Source organism: Enterococcus pallens ATCC BAA-351 (assembly GCF_000407485.1).
In the GTDB taxonomy this organism is placed as follows: domain Bacteria; phylum Bacillota; class Bacilli; order Lactobacillales; family Enterococcaceae; genus Enterococcus_A; species Enterococcus_A pallens.
On the sequence record NZ_ASWD01000003.1, the window covers coordinates 58150 to 76815 of the forward strand.

20 protein-coding genes are annotated in these 18666 nt (G+C 36.7%); 1 reads left to right on the forward strand and 19 read right to left on the reverse strand.

The features are described from left to right. Positions 1–217 precede the first annotated feature (217 nt). The 7 genes from I588_RS12820 to I588_RS12850 form a co-directional block, all read right to left on the reverse strand. Positions 218–2119 carry a beta-glucoside-specific PTS transporter subunit IIABC gene (locus tag I588_RS12820; protein WP_010759174.1) on the reverse strand — a complete coding sequence of 634 codons (1902 nt, stop codon included), beginning with the start codon at positions 2117–2119 and terminating at the stop codon, positions 218–220. 411 nt (positions 2120–2530) lie between these two features. Then, positions 2531–3904, reverse strand: a complete 1374-nt coding sequence (locus I588_RS12825) for a PTS transporter subunit EIIC (protein WP_010759175.1) — start codon at positions 3902–3904, stop codon at positions 2531–2533. Between the two features lie 32 nt (positions 3905–3936). Then, a complete protein-coding gene (locus tag I588_RS12830; RefSeq protein ID WP_010759176.1) occupies positions 3937–4782 on the reverse strand; it encodes a PRD domain-containing protein in 846 nt (281 codons plus the stop codon). Between the two features lie 364 nt (positions 4783–5146). Further along, a complete protein-coding gene (locus I588_RS12835; RefSeq protein ID WP_010759177.1) occupies positions 5147–5524 on the reverse strand; it encodes a MerR family transcriptional regulator in 378 nt (125 codons plus the stop codon). Positions 5525–5540: 16 nt separating this feature from the next. Then, positions 5541–6719: an MFS transporter gene (locus tag I588_RS12840; protein WP_010759178.1), complete on the reverse strand. Its 1179-nt coding sequence runs from the start codon at positions 6717–6719 to the stop codon at positions 5541–5543. Beyond that, entirely contained in the window at positions 6720–7247 is a 528-nt protein-coding gene (locus I588_RS12845) for an NAD(P)H-dependent oxidoreductase (protein ID WP_010759179.1), read from the reverse strand. A 12-nt stretch (positions 7248–7259) separates the two neighbouring features. Continuing rightward, positions 7260–7613 carry a cyclophilin-like fold protein gene (locus tag I588_RS12850; protein WP_010759180.1) on the reverse strand — a complete coding sequence of 118 codons (354 nt, stop codon included), beginning with the start codon at positions 7611–7613 and terminating at the stop codon, positions 7260–7262. Between the two features lie 240 nt (positions 7614–7853). On the opposite strand from I588_RS12850, the gene I588_RS12855 reads away from it, so the two are divergent. Then, entirely contained in the window at positions 7854–8732 is an 879-nt protein-coding gene (locus tag I588_RS12855; protein ID WP_010759181.1) for a LysR family transcriptional regulator, read from the forward strand. Positions 8733–9091: 359 nt separating this feature from the next. On the opposite strand, the gene I588_RS12860 is transcribed toward I588_RS12855, so the two are convergent. From I588_RS12860 to I588_RS12910, 12 genes are all read right to left on the reverse strand, one after another. After that, positions 9092–9862 carry an SDR family NAD(P)-dependent oxidoreductase gene (locus tag I588_RS12860; RefSeq protein ID WP_010759182.1) on the reverse strand — a complete coding sequence of 257 codons (771 nt, stop codon included), beginning with the start codon at positions 9860–9862 and terminating at the stop codon, positions 9092–9094. Beyond that, positions 9855–10295: a MerR family transcriptional regulator gene (locus tag I588_RS12865; RefSeq protein ID WP_010759183.1), complete on the reverse strand. Its 441-nt coding sequence runs from the start codon at positions 10293–10295 to the stop codon at positions 9855–9857. Before I588_RS12865 ends, I588_RS12860 begins: the two co-directional genes overlap by 8 nt. A gap of 138 nt (positions 10296–10433) precedes the next feature. After that, positions 10434–11405 carry a tyrosine-type recombinase/integrase gene (locus I588_RS12870; protein WP_010759184.1) on the reverse strand — a complete coding sequence of 324 codons (972 nt, stop codon included), beginning with the start codon at positions 11403–11405 and terminating at the stop codon, positions 10434–10436. 367 nt (positions 11406–11772) lie between these two features. Next, positions 11773–12279 (reverse strand): HAD family hydrolase, encoded by a 507-nt coding sequence (locus I588_RS12875; RefSeq protein ID WP_010759185.1) that lies wholly within the window; start codon positions 12277–12279, stop codon positions 11773–11775. Positions 12280–12418: 139 nt separating this feature from the next. Further along, a complete protein-coding gene (locus I588_RS12880; RefSeq protein WP_010759186.1) occupies positions 12419–12847 on the reverse strand; it encodes a PTS sugar transporter subunit IIA in 429 nt (142 codons plus the stop codon). A 10-nt stretch (positions 12848–12857) separates the two neighbouring features. Next, positions 12858–14252 carry a glycoside hydrolase family 1 protein gene (locus I588_RS12885; protein WP_010759187.1) on the reverse strand — a complete coding sequence of 465 codons (1395 nt, stop codon included), beginning with the start codon at positions 14250–14252 and terminating at the stop codon, positions 12858–12860. A gap of 12 nt (positions 14253–14264) precedes the next feature. Further along, positions 14265–15077 (reverse strand): PTS system mannose/fructose/sorbose family transporter subunit IID, encoded by an 813-nt coding sequence (locus tag I588_RS12890; RefSeq protein WP_010759188.1) that lies wholly within the window; start codon positions 15075–15077, stop codon positions 14265–14267. Then, complete coding sequence (locus I588_RS12895; RefSeq protein WP_010759189.1) at positions 15077–15895, reverse strand: PTS mannose/fructose/sorbose/N-acetylgalactosamine transporter subunit IIC; 819 nt, start codon at positions 15893–15895, stop codon at positions 15077–15079. Before I588_RS12895 ends, I588_RS12890 begins: the two co-directional genes overlap by 1 nt. Positions 15896–15912: 17 nt before the next feature. Beyond that, positions 15913–16416: a PTS sugar transporter subunit IIB gene (locus I588_RS12900; RefSeq protein WP_010759190.1), complete on the reverse strand. Its 504-nt coding sequence runs from the start codon at positions 16414–16416 to the stop codon at positions 15913–15915. Positions 16417–16661: 245 nt separating this feature from the next. Further along, a complete protein-coding gene (locus I588_RS12905) occupies positions 16662–17084 on the reverse strand; it encodes a class II fructose-bisphosphate aldolase (RefSeq protein WP_010759191.1) in 423 nt (140 codons plus the stop codon). Beyond that, entirely contained in the window at positions 17085–17168 is an 84-nt protein-coding gene (locus I588_RS28215) for an HTH domain-containing protein (RefSeq protein ID WP_071879613.1), read from the reverse strand. 308 nt (positions 17169–17476) lie between these two features. Then, the gene (locus I588_RS12910) at positions 17477–18637 is read right to left on the reverse strand and encodes an iron-containing alcohol dehydrogenase (RefSeq protein WP_010759192.1); all 1161 of its coding nucleotides are present in this window, start codon (positions 18635–18637) and stop codon (positions 17477–17479) included. Between the last annotated feature and the right edge of the window lie 29 nt (positions 18638–18666).

Sequence of the window (18666 nt, forward strand, 5' to 3'; positions counted from 1 at the left end):
GAAATACCACAGATCTTAACCATGCTAATTCTTTTGGAAACCCTTCTACAGCAAAGAAAATAACTAAGTTCTTAGTTTAATTATCTAAGTGTGATAAAATTCTTGGCATTGTAAATGACGGTACAACGTCTTTTGAATAGAAGTCCTCTCTTTTCCCTTCTTTTGGATTTTAAGCAAAAATGATCAGACCCTTTAAAAAAAGAGTCTGATTATTTTTTTATGGCAAGGCAATCAATAATTCACCGTCAGAATCGCTGTCGCTCTTTTCAATAATTTCTTGGTAATCACTTGAATTGGTAATAATTACGGGTGTCTCGACTTTATATCCAGCAGCAGCAATAGCATCTTTATCAAAGGTGACTAATTTATCTCCTTTTTTAATCTTGTCGCCTTGTTTAACAAAAGCTTCAAAATACTGTCCGTTTAATTCAACCGTATTTAATCCAATATGGATCAATAGCTCCAACCCGTTGTCTGAAACTAAGCCAATTGCGTGTTTTGTTGGGAACAACGTAACGACTGTTCCGTCAAACGGTGCGACAACTTCCCCTTTGCTGGGATGAATTAACACACCTTTTCCTAAAAGACCTTCAGCAAATGCTTTATCGGTTGCTGTACTTAAAGGCATTACTTGGCCTTCAACCGGTGCTGTGACTACTTCTTGTAGTGTCTTTTCACTTGGAGCTTCTTGTATATCATCTATTTCTTTGACAACGGAATCATCTTTCCAGAAGAGCATTGTAACAACAAAACTAAATACCATTGCTACAGCTGCTGCGACAAACTGACCAATCATCCCGCTAATGTCATTTGTTGCTGTATCAATATGATTGATGAACCCGAAAATTCCTAATCCACCCAAGACGAAATATTTAGCTCCAAAGAAGGCTGTTACTACGCTGCCGACTGCCGCTCCGATCATTGAGATCAAGAATGGTTTTTTCTTAGGAAGTGTTAATCCGTAAATTGCTGGCTCAGTTACTCCGAAAATACCTGAAATAAAAGCTGGAATTGCTAATTGTTTTAGTTTTTTATCTTTCAATTTGAAGAACATTGCCAATACAACCGCAGTTTGCGCAAAACTTGCAGCAAATGAAGCTGCCAAAATCGTATCGCTGCCAATTGTAGATAGATTCATGATTGCTAATGGAACTAGGCTCCAGTGCAGTCCGAAAATTACCAGCGGCTGCCAGAAGAATCCAACAACAACACTCATCACTGTAGGAGAAAATTCGTACAATGAAGTGAACCCAGCGCCTAATAGATTCGTTAGGAATGTAATCACTGGTCCAATAACGAAGAACCCAAAGAATACCGAAATCAAAATTGTAAAGAAGGGAACTAAAAATGTTTGGACAATCTCAGGAATGACTCTTTGTGCTAATTTTTGAACATAGCTAGCGAACCAAATAACTAAAATGACTGGTACAACACTACTTGTATAGTTATTTGCAATAATTGGTAAACCAAAGATTCTAATATAGACAGGACTTTCCAGGATTGTATTAGAAAAAAGTGTCATAATCGGTTGGCCTGCCTCTAAAGCTGCTGCTTGGATCGTGGGATAAACTAAAGCTGCCCCGATAACCAGTCCAGTGAATTCGCGAACCTTGAACTTGCGTGCTGCAGTTAGCCCAATAACGACTGGCATAAAATAATAAATGCTATCACCAGTTGCTGTCATAAATAAGTCTGTACCAGAGCCGGCCGCATACCAACCTAAGTATAGAAATAATGCATTGAACCCTTTCATCATTCCACAGGCGCTCATTGCTCCTAAAAACGGTTGGAAACATCCACTTAACAAATCAATCAGTTTGTTGAAGAATCCTTTTGTCTCATCCTGATCATCACTAGCTGTGGAAGTGCCTAGTCCAGCAACATCTACAACATCTTCATAAACATTTGGAACGTGATTGCCAATAACGACTTGAAATTGTCCGCCGCTTTTCATCACTGTCACAACACCATCCATGTTATTTAGAACATTCTCATCTGCTTTTTCTTCATCTTTCAATTTGAATCTCAAACGTGTAATACAATGTGTCAGACTGTTGATATTTTCTTTTCCGCCAACATTAGCTACAATCTTTTCTGCTAAATCACGATACTTTCCCATTACTTTTTCCTCCATATACTAAATTTTTCATTTACAAAAGAGCAATAAAAAAACCCAATGAATGTACGTCAAAAACTCGTACAAATCATCAGGTTAAGCCTGCATTAAAGCAGTTACTATCCATCATAATTCGTGATGAAGAATGAATTAAAAAAAGTGTAAATATATATTCTGGCCTCCTTTAGTTGGATAAGCTTCTACTTGTACAGATACTCAAAAAAAGATTGCTGAACAAAAAAATACCTAATGAGTGTACGACAAAATCCGTACAAATCATCAGGTTAAGCCTGCATCTAAGCAGTTACTATCCATCTAAGATTTGATTCCTTTTTATTTATTGATCAGAGTCTAACACAAAAAGAAAGCGTCGTCAATTTGTTTTTTCAATTTTCTAACAATAAGCAGCTCTCTTCATCCAATTGTCGAATTTCTATATAAAAACAAGGTTAACAGAAAAGTAATCAACATTCCTAATAGGCAGCTGATCAACATGCAGATCAGATTCATCACATTATCGCTTAGAAAAACTGGAAGACCAAATATCCCAGCACTACCAACATATGAAAATGCGTAGACTTTGAAAAGTCCTGCAATTCCGGCAGCGATAAAGCTTCCCGACATAGCAGCAATCATCGGTTTTTTATAACGAAGATTAATACCGAACATTGCTGGTTCAGTTATCCCAGCCACGACGGCTGTAGCTGCGCAAGATATAGCGGATGACTTTAAATTAAGGTTTTTTGTTTTGACTGCTACAGCTATACTTGCAGCACCTTGGTTGAAATTTGAAATAATAATGGCAGTTAATGCGATTGGCTCGTATCCAAGCACTGCCAAAGACTGCATTTGATAAGGAACAATAGCAGAATGCATCCCCGTTAAAACTAATAAAGGCCAAACTGCTGCTAAAATGGCCACTCCAAAAAAGCTAAGTGTTTGATAAAGAAAAATTATACCGTCTGTTACATAGTTTCCTAAAAAAGTCCCGAATGGCCCGATTAAAAAAAGTGTCAGTGGGATCATAATCAGCATCGTTCCAACCGGTTCTAGAACTGATCGAATCAATAGTGGAGACCTGGTTGAAATTATTTTTTCAACTTTACTCATAATGAAAACAGTCATTATAGTAGGGAAAACTGTATAAGAGTAAGTAGCATTATAAATAGGCAAATTAAATAAAGAGAGCTCACCACTGCTAAGACTCTCAACGAATTGTGGATGAATCAACATGGCACCGACTAACATACCTAGCCCCATATTCGCTCCAAATTTTCTAGCGGAGGTGGCTCCTACGAATACTGGTAGAAAGTAAAATCCCGCATCACTTATTGTATTCAGAGTCAGGTATGTTCCATCTGTTGTGGAGAGAATGCCCAATTGGATTGCTATTAATACCATTGTTCGGATCATTCCTGCTGCTATCAATAATGGTAAAAGTGGTGTAAAGCAACCTGCAAAGGCATCAAAAACGACCGCAAATGAAAAGCTCTTTTTTGTTCCAGACACTGTATTCACATTGCTGGTATTCGGATCAATCTTTTTTGCGATACAGTCATATGCTTCTATGACATTCTGGCCTACAATTACTTGAAATTGTCCCCCAGCCCATTTTGATCCTACGACGTTATCTTCCATTTCTATGCTCTGCTCATCTACCGCGCTTCGATCTTTCACGTTGAATCTCAAACGAGTCAAGCAATGAGTAAAAAAGGAAATATTTTCTTTTCCACCCAGGGATGCAATAATATGATCCGCAAAAGCTTCTAAGTCAATGTTTTTTTTCATCTGCTGCGATCCCTCCTAGATGGTTCCTGTGATCAATGGACATCTTCTCTTGCGCAAAGTCGATTGACGTGCAGCATGAGATAGAATCGTTCTTCGTCAGAGATATTCCAGTTAATCATCTCATCAAGAAACATCGCCATTTTCTTAACGCAAACATACGTAGCTGGATATTCACCTTTTAATATGCTATACATTTTTCTATTTTCAGTGATTAAAGCTTGGTTTTCTTTCTTTCGTTTTAAAAGATACTGAACGTGAGAAACAAAACGAGCAAAATTAATACCATCACGGTCCACACGCATCTCAAAAGTATCATCAACAATTGTTGCCAGCTGATCAATAATCGCCTCATCATCGATAATAGTACTGCCCTCATTCTTTGTATGGCTCAGTGTGTCAATAAAATGAAGCGCAATTCCAAAGGCATCTTCTTTCGGGAGGTAAACCTTCATCTCTTTATTAATCATTTTAACTGCATCACGACCAATCTCTAACTCCTGCTGATAAAATTGCTGAAGATCGTAATAAATCGGTATTTTTACAACGATATTTTTTTCATATCTTTCAACAGCAAAATTAATATGATCTGCTAATGCGAAAAGAACTTTTGGAGGAATCTCTTCCATTATTCTACTTTGAGCCATATCTATAATTTTTGCAGTTAAGTCAATAATTTCTGCAGGGATTTCATTAAGCAATTGGACATATTGTGAATCTATTCCATAATAGGTGCGATCAATCTTACTCAAATCCGTCAAAGTATACGGCAACTTAGGGAAACCAATTCCTTTGCCAAAAGCGATTAGTTCATTTTGATTGTTATCAAGGCAAAACGCGACATTGTTATTAATTCTTTTAATAACCTCCACGTGGCTCATCCCCTTTACTCTAGATGTAAATCAAACACACATTTTCTTTTTAATTCTTGGTTACGTCAAACTTGAAAAATAGAACGGAGGATTCAAGTGCTGCACACTGATTTACCAGTAATTTTTTCGGAGCATCATTTTGCTTAGGTAATCCTTCTATGCAGCTTAAAAAACACTTTCTTAAGCTGCAATCTTTTTTTAATCGTTCAAGTATATTTACGATCTGACGGTATTTTTCACCTCATTTATTTCTTCTAGCAAAATTTGCTTTCCTTTCTGGCAATGTACTGGATCCTGATTGATAAACAAAATAATTTAGCCTTAGAATCTCTGCAGCAAGCTCTCCAAAAGAAATAGCATTTATTGTAGATATCTATACAGCAACACATCGCAAACAATTTTTTTCTTCGTGTGTATAATGATCGATCTTTTTATTTAAACGTTCAATCGTTTCACCTAACTCACGGTAACGAGCCAGTAACCCGTCCCTTTCATCTTTCAGCAGCTGTTCCTGCTCTCCTTTAGTTTCAGGACCTTGCTGATACAATTGAACAAACTCTGACAAAGCTTCGATGCATAAACCTGATTCCCGCATCTCCTTGATAAATTCAATCCAGCGAATATCCTTTTCTTGAAATTCACGAACACCACCATTTTTTCTTTTTACTGGTGGGATGAGCCCGACTCTTTCATAGTAGCGTAAAGCTACTGGCGTCAATTGAACTTTCCCTGCAGCTTCTGAAATATTCATAATAATCTCTCCTCGTTTACCCTTTCAAATCAACCTTAGATAGATTTGTTTTTTGTAAATACATTCGCAGAACAATAGATACTAACCCTAAAACAACAAAGATCAAGGTACCGAATAATGAGTATTGTGTGCCCATTTCGGTAATGAAAAATCCACAGAAGAAGGTTCCAAAGGTTGTTCCTAAATTCGCAGCTGTTAAATATAAACCATTAGAAAAATCTGGCGCCTCTGACCCTGCCTCACTAATCAAATATTGATTCACGTTTGAATTTATACCTGCTAAAACACCAATTAACGCTACGATAACAGTAGTTACAAGACTCAAATGTCCGAAAATAAAGAGCAACAAATAAGTAGCAAATAAAGTAAATGGCAAAACAACTGTTGAACGGCGGGGATCAATCGTTAAAATTCTTCCAGCAATCACATTTCCAACGATATTAGCCAATCCATAAAACAACAATACCAAGCTGATCGTTCTGACTGAGATTTCTGTAATGTTCCCTAAAAAATCGGAAAGATAACTATAAAAACCAAAGATAGCACCATTCAAAAAGACGACGATCAAAATAGAAAAAATCATTATCGGTTTTTTCAAAACACCAAGTTGCTTACCATAGGACAAGGTTTCTTTTACCGGCATCGAAGGAACAACAAAAATTGTTGCAATAAATACCAACGCATTAACCGCAGCGAAAAATAGCATTGCCATCATAAATGATGTTTCCGTAGCAATAAAGCTGGTCACAGGAACACCTAATACCATTCCTGCTGAAACACCGATAAATACTCGAGAAACAGCTTTTGCAGATTGTTCAGGAGGGACGGAGGTCCCAGCTACAGTCATCGCCATAGAAACATAGATCGGATGAAAAGCTGCTGGAATAATTCGTGCTAAAAGCAAAACAGTAAAATTAGTCGCAAACATTGAAATCACATTGCTTACTGTAAAAATTCCTAAAGCTAGAAGCATCACTGACTTGCGATTCACTTTAGAAAATAGCAATGGCATTGTTGGTCCAGCAAATGCCACAACTAATGCGAATCCACTTACCAGCCAGCCTGCTGTTGGTACACTAACATTAAACTGTTCAGCAATCTGGGGCAATATCCCAACAATCCCCATTTCAGTATTTAGAATGCCAAAAACTCCAATGGTTAATAATAAAATCAATAATTTATTCTGTTTATCCATTTAAACGCTCCTTCTTAACTCTGTTTTTTCCTTTAGTGCTTCTCGAATGTAGGTTGAAACTAACTGGTCTAGGTCCTGTCGATTGTCCATTAGTTGTTCCTTTAAGACGATTGGTTTCAAATAAATCAGGCCTAAATCTTTTGCCAATGCTTCAAATGGCCGTAATAATTCGTCTATTTCACATCTGCAATGATTTGTTTCTTGATCTTTTGTTACGATTAATAGCAGCTCTTTCCCTTCAAGTTGTTTTCCTTTTTCATTGAAGGCCCAATTTGAGGTCAATACTTCTTCTTCCCATTCAACTAATAAAGAGGGAGAACTATATCGTTGCAGCGGAAATTGGAAAACGATTCTATCCGCCTGCTCTAATAGTTTTTGCTCCTTCAAAACATCGATCGTTCCTCGAGTGTAAATATCATAAAGCCTTCGTACCGTCGTTTTAGGTTGAAGCTCAATGTTGTCCGCAAAGCAATCGTTGATCTGAGTTTGGTCTAAGTCAGGGTGAAAGATTAAAATTAAAGTTTTCATAGGCATCCTCACTTACTCGTGCATCTGTCTAAAAGACACGAAAATGTTTTCGCTATATTTCTCGAATGGAATTACTTCCTCCATACTTCCCAAATTGACCAACCCTTGGCTATAAGGGAAAGCTTTGTAGAAAAGACAGAGATTTCCCATTGGAGTATAATAATTCAGTTGACCGCTTTCTGCTGTCATCCCTTTAGGAGAATCACGAACATCTAATCTTTCTGACAGATGACAAATTTTCTCGGTCCCATTGTATTCGTTTAATGTTACATTCAATGGAAGCAATCGATAGAAATCCTTCGCTGCCTGAGAATCGTTCAATAGAACTGGGTAAGGGTGGTCTCCAATAAACATATTGATTCGCATTTCCTTCATACCTCCTTTATTAGTGCCTATAGAATTTCCAATCAGCACTCAACTCTACTACTTGAAAACAAAATATGTTGTTCATCAGCTACGCAAATTTACTACTTTAAGGCCCTTTTTTTCCGAAAAGCAATTTCGCTTAACTTGATATCTCTATCTTAATCGGGTAAACTAACAATGTCTAATTCTTATATAGAATACTCATCCATAACAAAAAGTAATACATAAGGAGTGATTGACATGGAGCTGCGTGTATTGAATTATTTTTTGGCTGTAGTAAGAGAAAAAAATATCACGAATGCCGCGAACTTTTTGCATCTGTCACAACCGGCCTTATCAAAGCAGTTAAAGCAGTTAGAAGATGAGCTTGGTGTCACGCTTTTTCAAAGGGGAAATCGTGAAATAGAATTAACGGATGAAGGAAGGTATCTTGCAAATAGAGGCAAAGAAATACTAGATTTGGTCGAGAAAACAACTGCTAATATCTCTTCTGAAGAAGTCATTACTGGTTCTGTGGCGATCGGTGGTGGTGAAACTGAAGCCATGCAAGTCATTGCAAAAGCAGTAAAAAAAATGAAAAAGCAGCATCCCGACATATATATCCAATTGTATAGTGGCAATGGAGACCATATCAGTGAAATGTTAGATAGTGGGATTTTAGATTTTGGTTTGGTCATTGATCCAGTTGAGAAACAACGATATAACTATTTTAAACTTAATGAAATCAACCAATGGGGACTCCTAGTCAGAGAAGATAGCCCTTTAGCAAAAAATGAAACGATAACTGTAGATGACCTGCACGGTATTCCATTGTTAATTGCTGACCAAACGCTGGTTGACAATCGCATTGCGGAATGGGCAGGTGTGAGTCTACAAAATTTTCAAGTAGTCGGAACTTATAATTTGTTGTACAACGCGTCTCTTATGGTCAAAGAAGGATTAGCATCTGCCCTTTGTATCAATGGGATTATTAATACGGCTGCCAGTACATTAGTTTTTGTCCCTTTAGAACCAGTCTTAATCTCAAATTTGAATATTATTTGGAAAAAAGATTTTTTACCCTCAAAAGCCGCGAGTGTTTTTCTGGATAATTTGAAATCCATTATTCAGTCTGATTAACAGAAATATACGTAAAAAAAATGACATTCATTCATTTGGATGTCATTTTTACAAGCCTTTTTTCCATAAACTGACTATGATCAAATATAAGTCGTGTTTCTCCCTATAACAAGCAGTAGTTGATAGTTACACTGCTGCTAATCCCTTAGTGAAGGAAAGCAGCTAGGATTTCGTTTCTGTATTGACAATATTATGAGGACAGGAAATATAAGTACCTGTTGAAGCAATGTTCAAAATAGGTTTATAATTACATTCGATTAAAAAAAGCTAGAAACCGTGATAAATGGCTTCTAGCTTTAGACTTTGGGTACTTCACAGAGACTTTCATTTAACAGTAAGCATCTATTCAATACAGCCAATCAACTCATTACCTTCAAACTAACCTGATTAATTAAACGACTAGGCAATAATTTACTAGAGAGGACTAATAACTTATTGTGCAGGCCGATAATACTCACCTTTTTACCAGTCATCAGAGCTTTGTAGCTTCTGGCAGCGACTACCTTTGAATCCATCACGAAATATTTGAACAATAAGGATTGATCGAGACCAGCTTTCTTTGGAAAATTGGTTCTTGTTGCTCCAGGACAAGCAGCAGTGATAGTTACTCCAGTATTTTCCAACTCTGCTGCCAATCCCTTAGTGAAAGAAAGCAGATAGGATTTGGTTGCTGTATAGACAACATTATGAGGACAGGGAATATAAGAACCTGTTGAAGCAATGTTCAGAATTCGTCCATAATTCTGTTGGATCATCCCAGGTAATAAATACTTGGTGAGCTTGGTTATGAAGGTGATATGCAGTTGAATCATATCTAGTTCATTGTCTAACTCAGTGTGTAAAAAGCTGCCTACCTCATTGAAGCCAGCATTATTGACTAAATAATCAATGGGAAGGTTTTTTTCGTTTAGCTGTCGAATTATTGACTCAGCAGCATCCGTTTTAGTTAAATCATAAGAGATTATTTCAACTTGAATACCGTAAAGCTTCTCCAAGTCCTGCTTTTGTTTGAGAAGCTTGGCTTCACAGCGGGAAACTAGAACAAGATTGGTTTGATTGCTGGCAAATTGATGACACAATTCGTAGCCGATACCACTGGTAGTTCCTGTAATCAAGGCTGTTTTAGTCATGGCTCTCCTCCAAAATCAGCTTGAAATGTTCCCAATCTTTTTTATAATCGTAGCAGTTTTCAGCCTCATTAGCGGGGCTTTCTGCTTGATCATAAAACGCCAGCTTTTTCTTAATTAGTTGTTGAACTGTTAAATAGTGCTGGAGGTCCTCTTCTATTTTTTGCTGAAACAGTAATAGGATTTCTTTGCGCTTTTCTAAAGTGCTCGTTTCGTCTAGCAACAGCTTTACATAGGACCGTATTAACTGAATGGGCATATTAATATCTCTTAAGCAACAGATTAGATATATCCAGGATATATCAGAGTCAGTATACACGCGATTGCCTCGTTGATCTCTTTGGATTGGCGGCAGCAATTCTGCTTTTTCGTAATAATACAAGGTGTGTTTGGTAATGCTTAGTTTTTCGGCAGCTTCTTTAATGGAATAGGACATCTCGTTCACCTCTTTACCGCAAGTATAGGGTATAGAGTGCACACTATGTCAACAGTAAATCTGGGATTTCTTAACCTACGTAACAGTAAAAATCCCCTGCAATAACATATTTCTATACTTGCAGGGGTATTGTGATAATTAGTAAGAATCCGGAGTGTTCCCTCTTTTATTATTTAAGAAAGGCCACATAGGCAGCACCTTTTTAAAACCTAGTTCAACATATGTATCACTTATTCTTGGTTCAGTCCACAGCGTGCGATCTCTTCTAAAGACAAACTCATCCTTCGAAAATTTCTCCAACTCCTGCAAAACCTGATAAGTGATATCCGGTATTGGCAGCTTGCGAGTTATAGGCGAATCAATGACTTCACTAGCCACAATATGATAGGCAGCGTTTAAATCAATCACTCGTTTTTCAAGATCCACGTCTTCCCACCTTAGCGTTAACAGCTTGCTCATTTGTAATTTTGTTTCCTGGTTGACACATAAAGCCGCTTTTAGCTGGAATCCATCACTTTCTACTGGCTCTTCCAGCAGGTCCTCGATTGAGAAATGAGTAAAGAATTCCTCTTTATTTGGCCGCCAAGCATAATAATAAGGATTATACCGTATAAATTTCGCTTTTTTGGCTTTCCACATTAAATGATTAAACAGCAAAAAAATTTCTTTGGCTTTTTCTTTTTCATACTGATTAATCAGTTTTTTGATAAATTGATTGACTCTTTCAGGTGTAATCATTGTGATCGGCAGCTCACCAAATTCTGGAACGAGATATTCCTTGATTAGCCCTTCATATCTTAGATGCGTGGATTTTTTTCTTTCTGGCCTTTGCTTATCGAGCTTTAGAAAATAGGTACACCATTTTCTAAAGGTAAAAACCTTTGTCGTTGCATACTTTCGATTAGGCAAATCCCCTACAAATCGATGAGTTCTTCTAAAGTTCTTTTCGTATGCTTTCTTTACTTCAGGTAATTTTGCTTTGACTTCTTCTTTGGTTTCACCATAGACAGAAAAATAATTTGTTCGGCCACTTTTTCTTATGCCGATTGAGAATCTTCCCTCCCAACGACCATCTGTTCTTAAATAAATATTATCTCCTTGTTTCGGCATCCAACCATCTCCCTAACCATAAACGAACCAATCGTTTGAATCATTTTGCCTTATTATTTTACTATAGCAGGAAGAGATTTCCCAATATTTCCATTAATCGTATAATCAAAACTAACTATCGTAACGCATGAATCAATTTAATAATCGAATGATTACATAATTATGAGAAATTGGGCAGGTTGAGCTGCAAAAAGGAACAGTGCTGAATCAGCGGTATAATTATCCTTTATGGCAGGCAAAGGATCCTTTGTTCTAAGCTATATTCAATTCATTTACAAATTCTTGTAAATAGACGAATTATTCAATCTGTCCATCCTTGAACACGGTACCAAGTATCAGTAAAATACCAATACACTTATTACGATTACTAAATTAAATGAAAAATTCTTAGTCCTTCAACGACTCCAAATTCTGAATTACTTTTGGTTATATAATCACTTTGCTCCTTAATTTTTGAGCAGGCATTTCCCATGGCAACTCTAGTAGTACAAATTTTAAATAGTGCTAAATCTGCTTCAGTATTCCCAAAGGCGTATAGTTTTAACTTATCATCAGCGAATTCCTGAACAACTTTTCTCAGTCTTCTTTCTTTAAGTGTTTCAGGGTCATCTTCAACCGTATTCTCAATGTCTTTCAACTCTGCTCCATTTAATAAGATACGGCTTTCTTTGTCACTGATAATTGAGTTTATCCCTAATCTTCTTACAATAACCTGCAAATTATCAAAACATTTATCTGTCACGATAATTGGCAGGTATCCATTCCATCTCAAGTTTTTCATAGCAGTAATCATGGAAAACTCTATCTCATTCTTCTTATTTAACAGCACGCCTTCCACATTAAAAAAAACTAATCCGTTCATTTTTTTGATCATATTAACACCTCGGCTTTCTCAGTCACTTTATCCTTTTTGTTTACTTCTAACATCAATTATCCTCAACCCTTCAAAAGCAGAGGATAATTATAAAAAAGCGGACAAGTCACTTTTTACAGTGACTCGTCTGCTTCAATTACTAAAGCGCTTCATCTTCTTCATCGTTTTCAGCATGGTTAAAAAACTCAATAGTAGTAGACTTTAATCCATCTATATCCTGATGAATTTCATCTAAATTCTTTCCGTCTTTTGTTAAAAGTGTATTCAAAACAATGGGCATATTCATTCCACTAACAATTAAAGAGTTATTGATCATATCTTTTTTATTGATTAGATCTATTGCGTTTGTAAATGGAGAACCTGATAAAATATCGCAAAACAAGAGTATCTTATCTTCCTTTTTGATTTCCTGTAGAACTAGACTAAATTTCCTTCTAAAATCAGCTACCTGCATATCTTCTTCAAGTCCGATTGCTTTAAAATCCTTACGCTCAGAAGTCATCATTTCTACAGCATTTTTTAATCCTTCCGCGAATTTACCATGACTAACTAAGAGAACATACTTCATCATTTCACTCCTATTCAATTGCACCCGCATCTATTATTTCTTTAAACCAATATAGGGATTTTTTAGGTTGTCTTTTATAAGTTTCCAAATCTAATTCCAGTAGCCCATAACGATTTTTGAAAGCATTCCGAGCTGAAAGATTATCAACGAATGACCACACCAAATAACCAAAACAATTTGAGCCCAGTTCTTTAATTCTCAGAGTGTTTTTCAAGTGTCCTTTGAGAAATTCAATTCGATAATCGTCATCAATTCGTCCATTCTTATTTCTAAAGCGGTTTTCACCTTCAATTCCGATTCCGTTCTCACTGACGAACCAAGGAATGTTCCCATAATCATTTTTGATTCTCATTCCAATGTCAATAATCGCTTCTTCATAAATCTCCCAGCCTCTATCGCTATTAAATTTACGCTCCGGCATTACCCATGGTTCATAATAGTATTCTGGATGAAAAGCTGTCTTATCAAACCTTGACTCTCTAGCTTTGACACGGATAGGAAAATAGTAGTCCACACCGAGTACATCAATTTTATGATTTTTGATTTCTTCTAGATCCCCATCACGATAGTTAAACATGCAATCATGCTTTTTCAATTCTTCAATAAATTCAGTTGGAAATTGTCCTTTAAGATAAGGATCAAGATACATCCGAACATGAAACAAATCGGCGTAATAAGCTGCTTGAACATCTCTAATTTCAGTACTCCGAGCATAAATTGGAGTCATATGGACCATCGCGCCAATTTTACAGCCGTAATCTTTATATTGATGAACAATTTGCACAGCCTTGGAAGTTGCCAGGATTTTATGAAAATGTGCTTGATAGGCTTCTTTGGGATCATGTTTAAATGGATACCAAATGCTATCCATATACCCATTGTCAATTGGAATATTTGGCTCAGTAAAAGCAAACCACCAATTAACCTCTGAGTGGAAATTTTCTAACACCTTCTCAACATATAATTGATAAAGCTCAACAGTTTCCCTTCCTACCCAGCCATTATATTTTTCAAATAGAATAGCTGGAATATCCCAATGCTCTAAAGAAATCATTGGTTCCATCCCGTTCTTTTTAATTTCTTTAATAACTGATCGATAGTAGTCAACTGCTCTATTATCAACTTTACCAGTTAGAGGGTCTTTCATGAATCTTGCCCATTGAATGGTAAAACGAAAAGTGTTTAACCCAAAAGAGGCTATCGTTTTAATATCCTCTTTGTAGTTTGTATAAAAGTCACTCGCTTTTTGCGGCCCTACTTTGTCAAACCATATATCTGGATTCGTTTCATAAAATAGTTCTGCCCAGCTTTTTTGATCTGAATCCTTTCCTGCTATTCCTTCAATTTGCCAGGCACTGCTAGACGTTCCTATTAAGAAATTTTCCGGTATTTTTATTCTGCTCATTATTTTTCCCTCCTAAAAAATACCAACAGCAACACCAGCTAAAGCAATGATCAAAAATACTAGAATCATTTTTAATGAGGATACATTCTTCCTCGACATCAGCCACCAGCTAAGTAAAATTACCAAAAGGGGAACCAGATTGGGAAAGATCGTATTTACCATATCATTCGCAACAATACCTTCGCTTCCGCCAGTAGCACCAATCGTAAAATTCAACTTCAATGAAACATATGAAGCACCCACTCCGCCAACGACAATTGCGCCAAGAACGTTAATTGCTTTTCTGACCTTTTGTGCAGTTTCCCCAATTAAAATATCAATCGATTTTGTTCCTAATGTATAGCCTTTCATGAAAAGAGTATACGAAATTGGAATCATGGCTCCTAAGTAGGCAATGATATAAAACAATGGACCAATAATGCTGCCATCCTGTGACATTCCAACTGCAATCGAAAGTAATAATGGAATTAGCATACCTGGTACCATCGCATCACCGATACCAGCTAATGGACCCATTAAACCAACTTTAATGCTATTAATGGTTTCATCATCAATTTCCACACCATTTGCTCTTTCTTCTTCTAGTCCGCACACAACGCCGCCAATAATACTACCAATTTGCGGCTCGGTACAATAGAATCCGCTATGTCGCATCAATCCCTTTTGAACTTCCTCAGGTCTGTTGGGATATAGCTCCTTTAATATGGGAATCATTGAATCGCAAAAGCCAAAAGCCATTTCCCATTGATAGGTCATATCTACTAAATAGCCTGCCTCCCAACGAATCCAACTTTCTTTCAAGGCTTTTTTACTAAGCTTTTTCATTACAAAACCTCCTCTAAATCATCATCATCTGCCGCTAAGTTTTTTGGCATACCATCACTTTTCTGATAAGACATTAAAGCAAAGAAGCCAGCGATTATTGCTAAAGAAACCATATTTACACCAAGAGCAGATACTAATGTAAATCCAAAAACAATTGTTAAAAGATCGCCTAAATCCTTTACTAGGTTTTTCACTAAAAGCCCTACTCCAATTGCTGGGAATAAACCACCTAAAACAGTTAATACTCTCATAACGTAGGACTCAGCAGGAAATGTATTAATAATCCATGCTGCCACATCTTGTCCGTAATACAACACCATAAAAGTAGGAATCAAACGAGATGCAAGTAGCAATAATTGAGGAAAAATCCAATGATTTCTTAAAAATACCTTCTCATCTCCATTTTGGATAGCAGTAATCACACGTTCATTGAACCCCGAGTTTAAAATACACACGAGATTATGCAAAATAATACCGACAGCTCCCATCGCGGTGGCGATCGAAACGGCAGCCTCAATACTTGAACCATTTCTAACAGCTACAATTCCTAATCCAACCCCAATGAATGCAGCCGCATTGAGATCGGTAGGCATGGTGCCCCCCGGTGTAACCATTGCAATAAACACAGTCTGGACCGCTGCCCCTACAATAATTCCAGTTTGAATATCACCAAGAATTACCCCAATTAATAAGCCAGATACCAATGGTCGTCCAACCACATACCAACCACCTATACATCCTAGTAACCAAGGTGACATAAATGATCCTATATACGCGAGAATACCTATTAAAAAAGCCTGAAAGATATTTATATCCATAATTTTACCTACCTTTTCTATTTGTTAGCGAAAGCTAAAAGCTCATCTTTTACAGCAGAAAATTTTACCTTAGTAGCATCTGGAACAATTTGATACTCAATCTCATATCCTTTGTCAAAAATCTTTTGATATGCTTCAACATCAGAAGCTGTTACATCACAGTTTTTTCCAACTTGAAAAGCATCTTCTTTGGCACTTTGAGGACCAACGTTAAGAACAGTTACATTTGTTTGCATGTCATGATCGACTAATAGTTTACACATCGTTTCGGGTTCCTTAGTAATTACAAAATAGTTTTTGGCACTCTTTTCTGCCTCGTGCATTTTTGATAGGAACTGTTCCATAGTCCAAACGAATGTCTTTTTGTCCGAAGAAGCCTTCAATGCTTGCTTAATTAACGGATCTTTTGCCGCTTTATCGTTAACTGCAATTAGACCATCGCATTGACGTTCCATCGCCCATCTTGTTACAACTTGCCCATGAATAATCCTATCATCGCACCTCAAAAAACTAATTGTCATAAAAATCCCCTTCCCCATTGCTAGAATTTTTTTCAGATAGTTGCGCTAAGCTAACTGATGTCTAACACTTTTGTATTGTTTTTTCTATACTAAACTAGTTTTGTATTTTTAATACATTCCTACTATAGTATAAAAAAAACATTTTGTAAACGCTTTTTGTAGTTTTTTTACAAAAAAATTTCCTGCTTATTTACTAGAAAAAGCCACGGAGAAATTTCCATGGCTTTTGACTAGTTTACTACTTTTTATGTACTAAAAACTTTATAGTAATGTCTCAAGCAACTCTTCATTGAATGGGAAACTACTTTTTTCAATTCAAGATAGTTTACTAGTTTTTCTTTACTAATTCCTTCTTGGGCAGCATTTATCAAGTCGGAAAAAATATTCATTTTGCTGATTCCCTCTAATCCACATCGTTTAAGATTTTCATCACCTGATGAAGAACCGCCGTGTAATACTAAGGGAGTTTGTATTGCTGCAACAATTTCTTCATAGGTAATCCAATCTTCCACATCTAACAAAAATTTCACAATGAAAAATATTCTTTCTTCAAACGCGAAGTGTTCACTAACCTTTAAATCTTCAACAGCACCCGTAAGGATGTATCCTTTATTCTTGTTGGTAAGAAGCTGAGAATCAATCAAATAGTTTTCATTTAAATCTTTCACTTAATTCCGGACACTACGATCTGAAATACCTAGTCTTTTAGCAATCTCTCTTCCTTTTAAGTCATTGTGTTCTTCTTGCAGCATAACGATTAATCTTAAATATTTTTCCTTCTAAAAAAAATTACAGCCTTTAAAGCTTTCTAATAATTGGTTTGGTCACTCTTAACTAATATGTTTATCTACCACACCGTTAGGAAATATTTGTTTATTACATCAATGTATCTAAACTAATAATAATTTGGATGTTTGTAATTAGAATACATAGAGTTATAAATGTAAACTATTATTCAACTTTTCTAATTTTTTCTTTCTCCTGAAAAAAGAAAGGGCCATAAACAAACAATCTGTTTGACCCTTTCCTCATCTAGTTCCATCGCTAGTCGTTCTTTTTCCTATTCAAATGCTTGTTCAAAAAGATCCATAATTTCTTCTTTATTCCCTTTACGAGGATTACTGAATGCATTTCCATCTCTCAAAGCATTTTCCGCCATTAATCCAAAGTCTTCCCGTTTTACTCCCATAACTTTAAGGTTCTTTGGAATACCAACATCGGCAGAAAGACGCTCAATTGCTTCGATTGCTTTATCGGCAGCCTCTAAAGTAGAAAGTCCTGTAGTATTCTCTCCAAGATAGTCAGCAATTTTTGCGAACTTCTCAGGATTTGAAATCAAGTTGTACCGTTCTACTACAGGTAACAGTATCGAATTGGCTACACCGTGAGCCATATCGTATTGTCCTCCCAATTGATGTGCCATCGCATGGACATAACCTAAATCACCATTATTGAAAGCCATACCTGCTAATACCGATGCATAAGCCATTTTTTCTCTTGCAGCGATATCTTGACCATTGGCTACTGCTTGTCTCAGGTTTTGAGCAATCAACCTCATAGCCTGGATCGCACATCCATCTGTTAATGGCGTTGCGTTAGCTGATACATAGCATTCAACCGCATGAGTCAAAGCATCCATTCCAGTAGCTGCTGTAAGTCCTTTGGGAACACTTAACATCAGATATGGATCATTAATTGAAACCAGAGGAACATTTCTCCAACTAACAATTACAAATTTCAAATGTGTCTCTTCGTCTGTTAAGACACAATGTTTTGTAATTTCGCTTGCGGTACCAGCGGTAGTATTAACGGCAAAAATCGGAGGGAGCTTTTCTGTTAGCAGCTCAATTCCGGCATATTTTTTTAAATCTTTGCCGTGGGTAACAGCGATTGCTATACCTTTTCCGCAGTCATGAGAAGATCCGCCACCAACTGTGATAACTGAATCACAGTTCTCTTTGTTGTAAAGATCTAGTCCAGCAATACAATTAGCGATTTTGGGATTTGGCTCAACTTGATCAAAGATGGCATATTCAAGCCCTTTATCTTCTAAAGACTTCACTACTTGTGCAACAGGTCCATCCTTTAGTGTTCGTAAGAAAGCATCGGTTACTATCAGTGACTTCTTAGCCTCGAACATCTCAACTTTATCACCTAAAACATCGACAGAACCTTCACCGAAGTAGTTCAGGCTAGGCATTAAAAAATCTTTTACAGTCATTTTATTCTCTCCGATCTGATTTCCTTTTT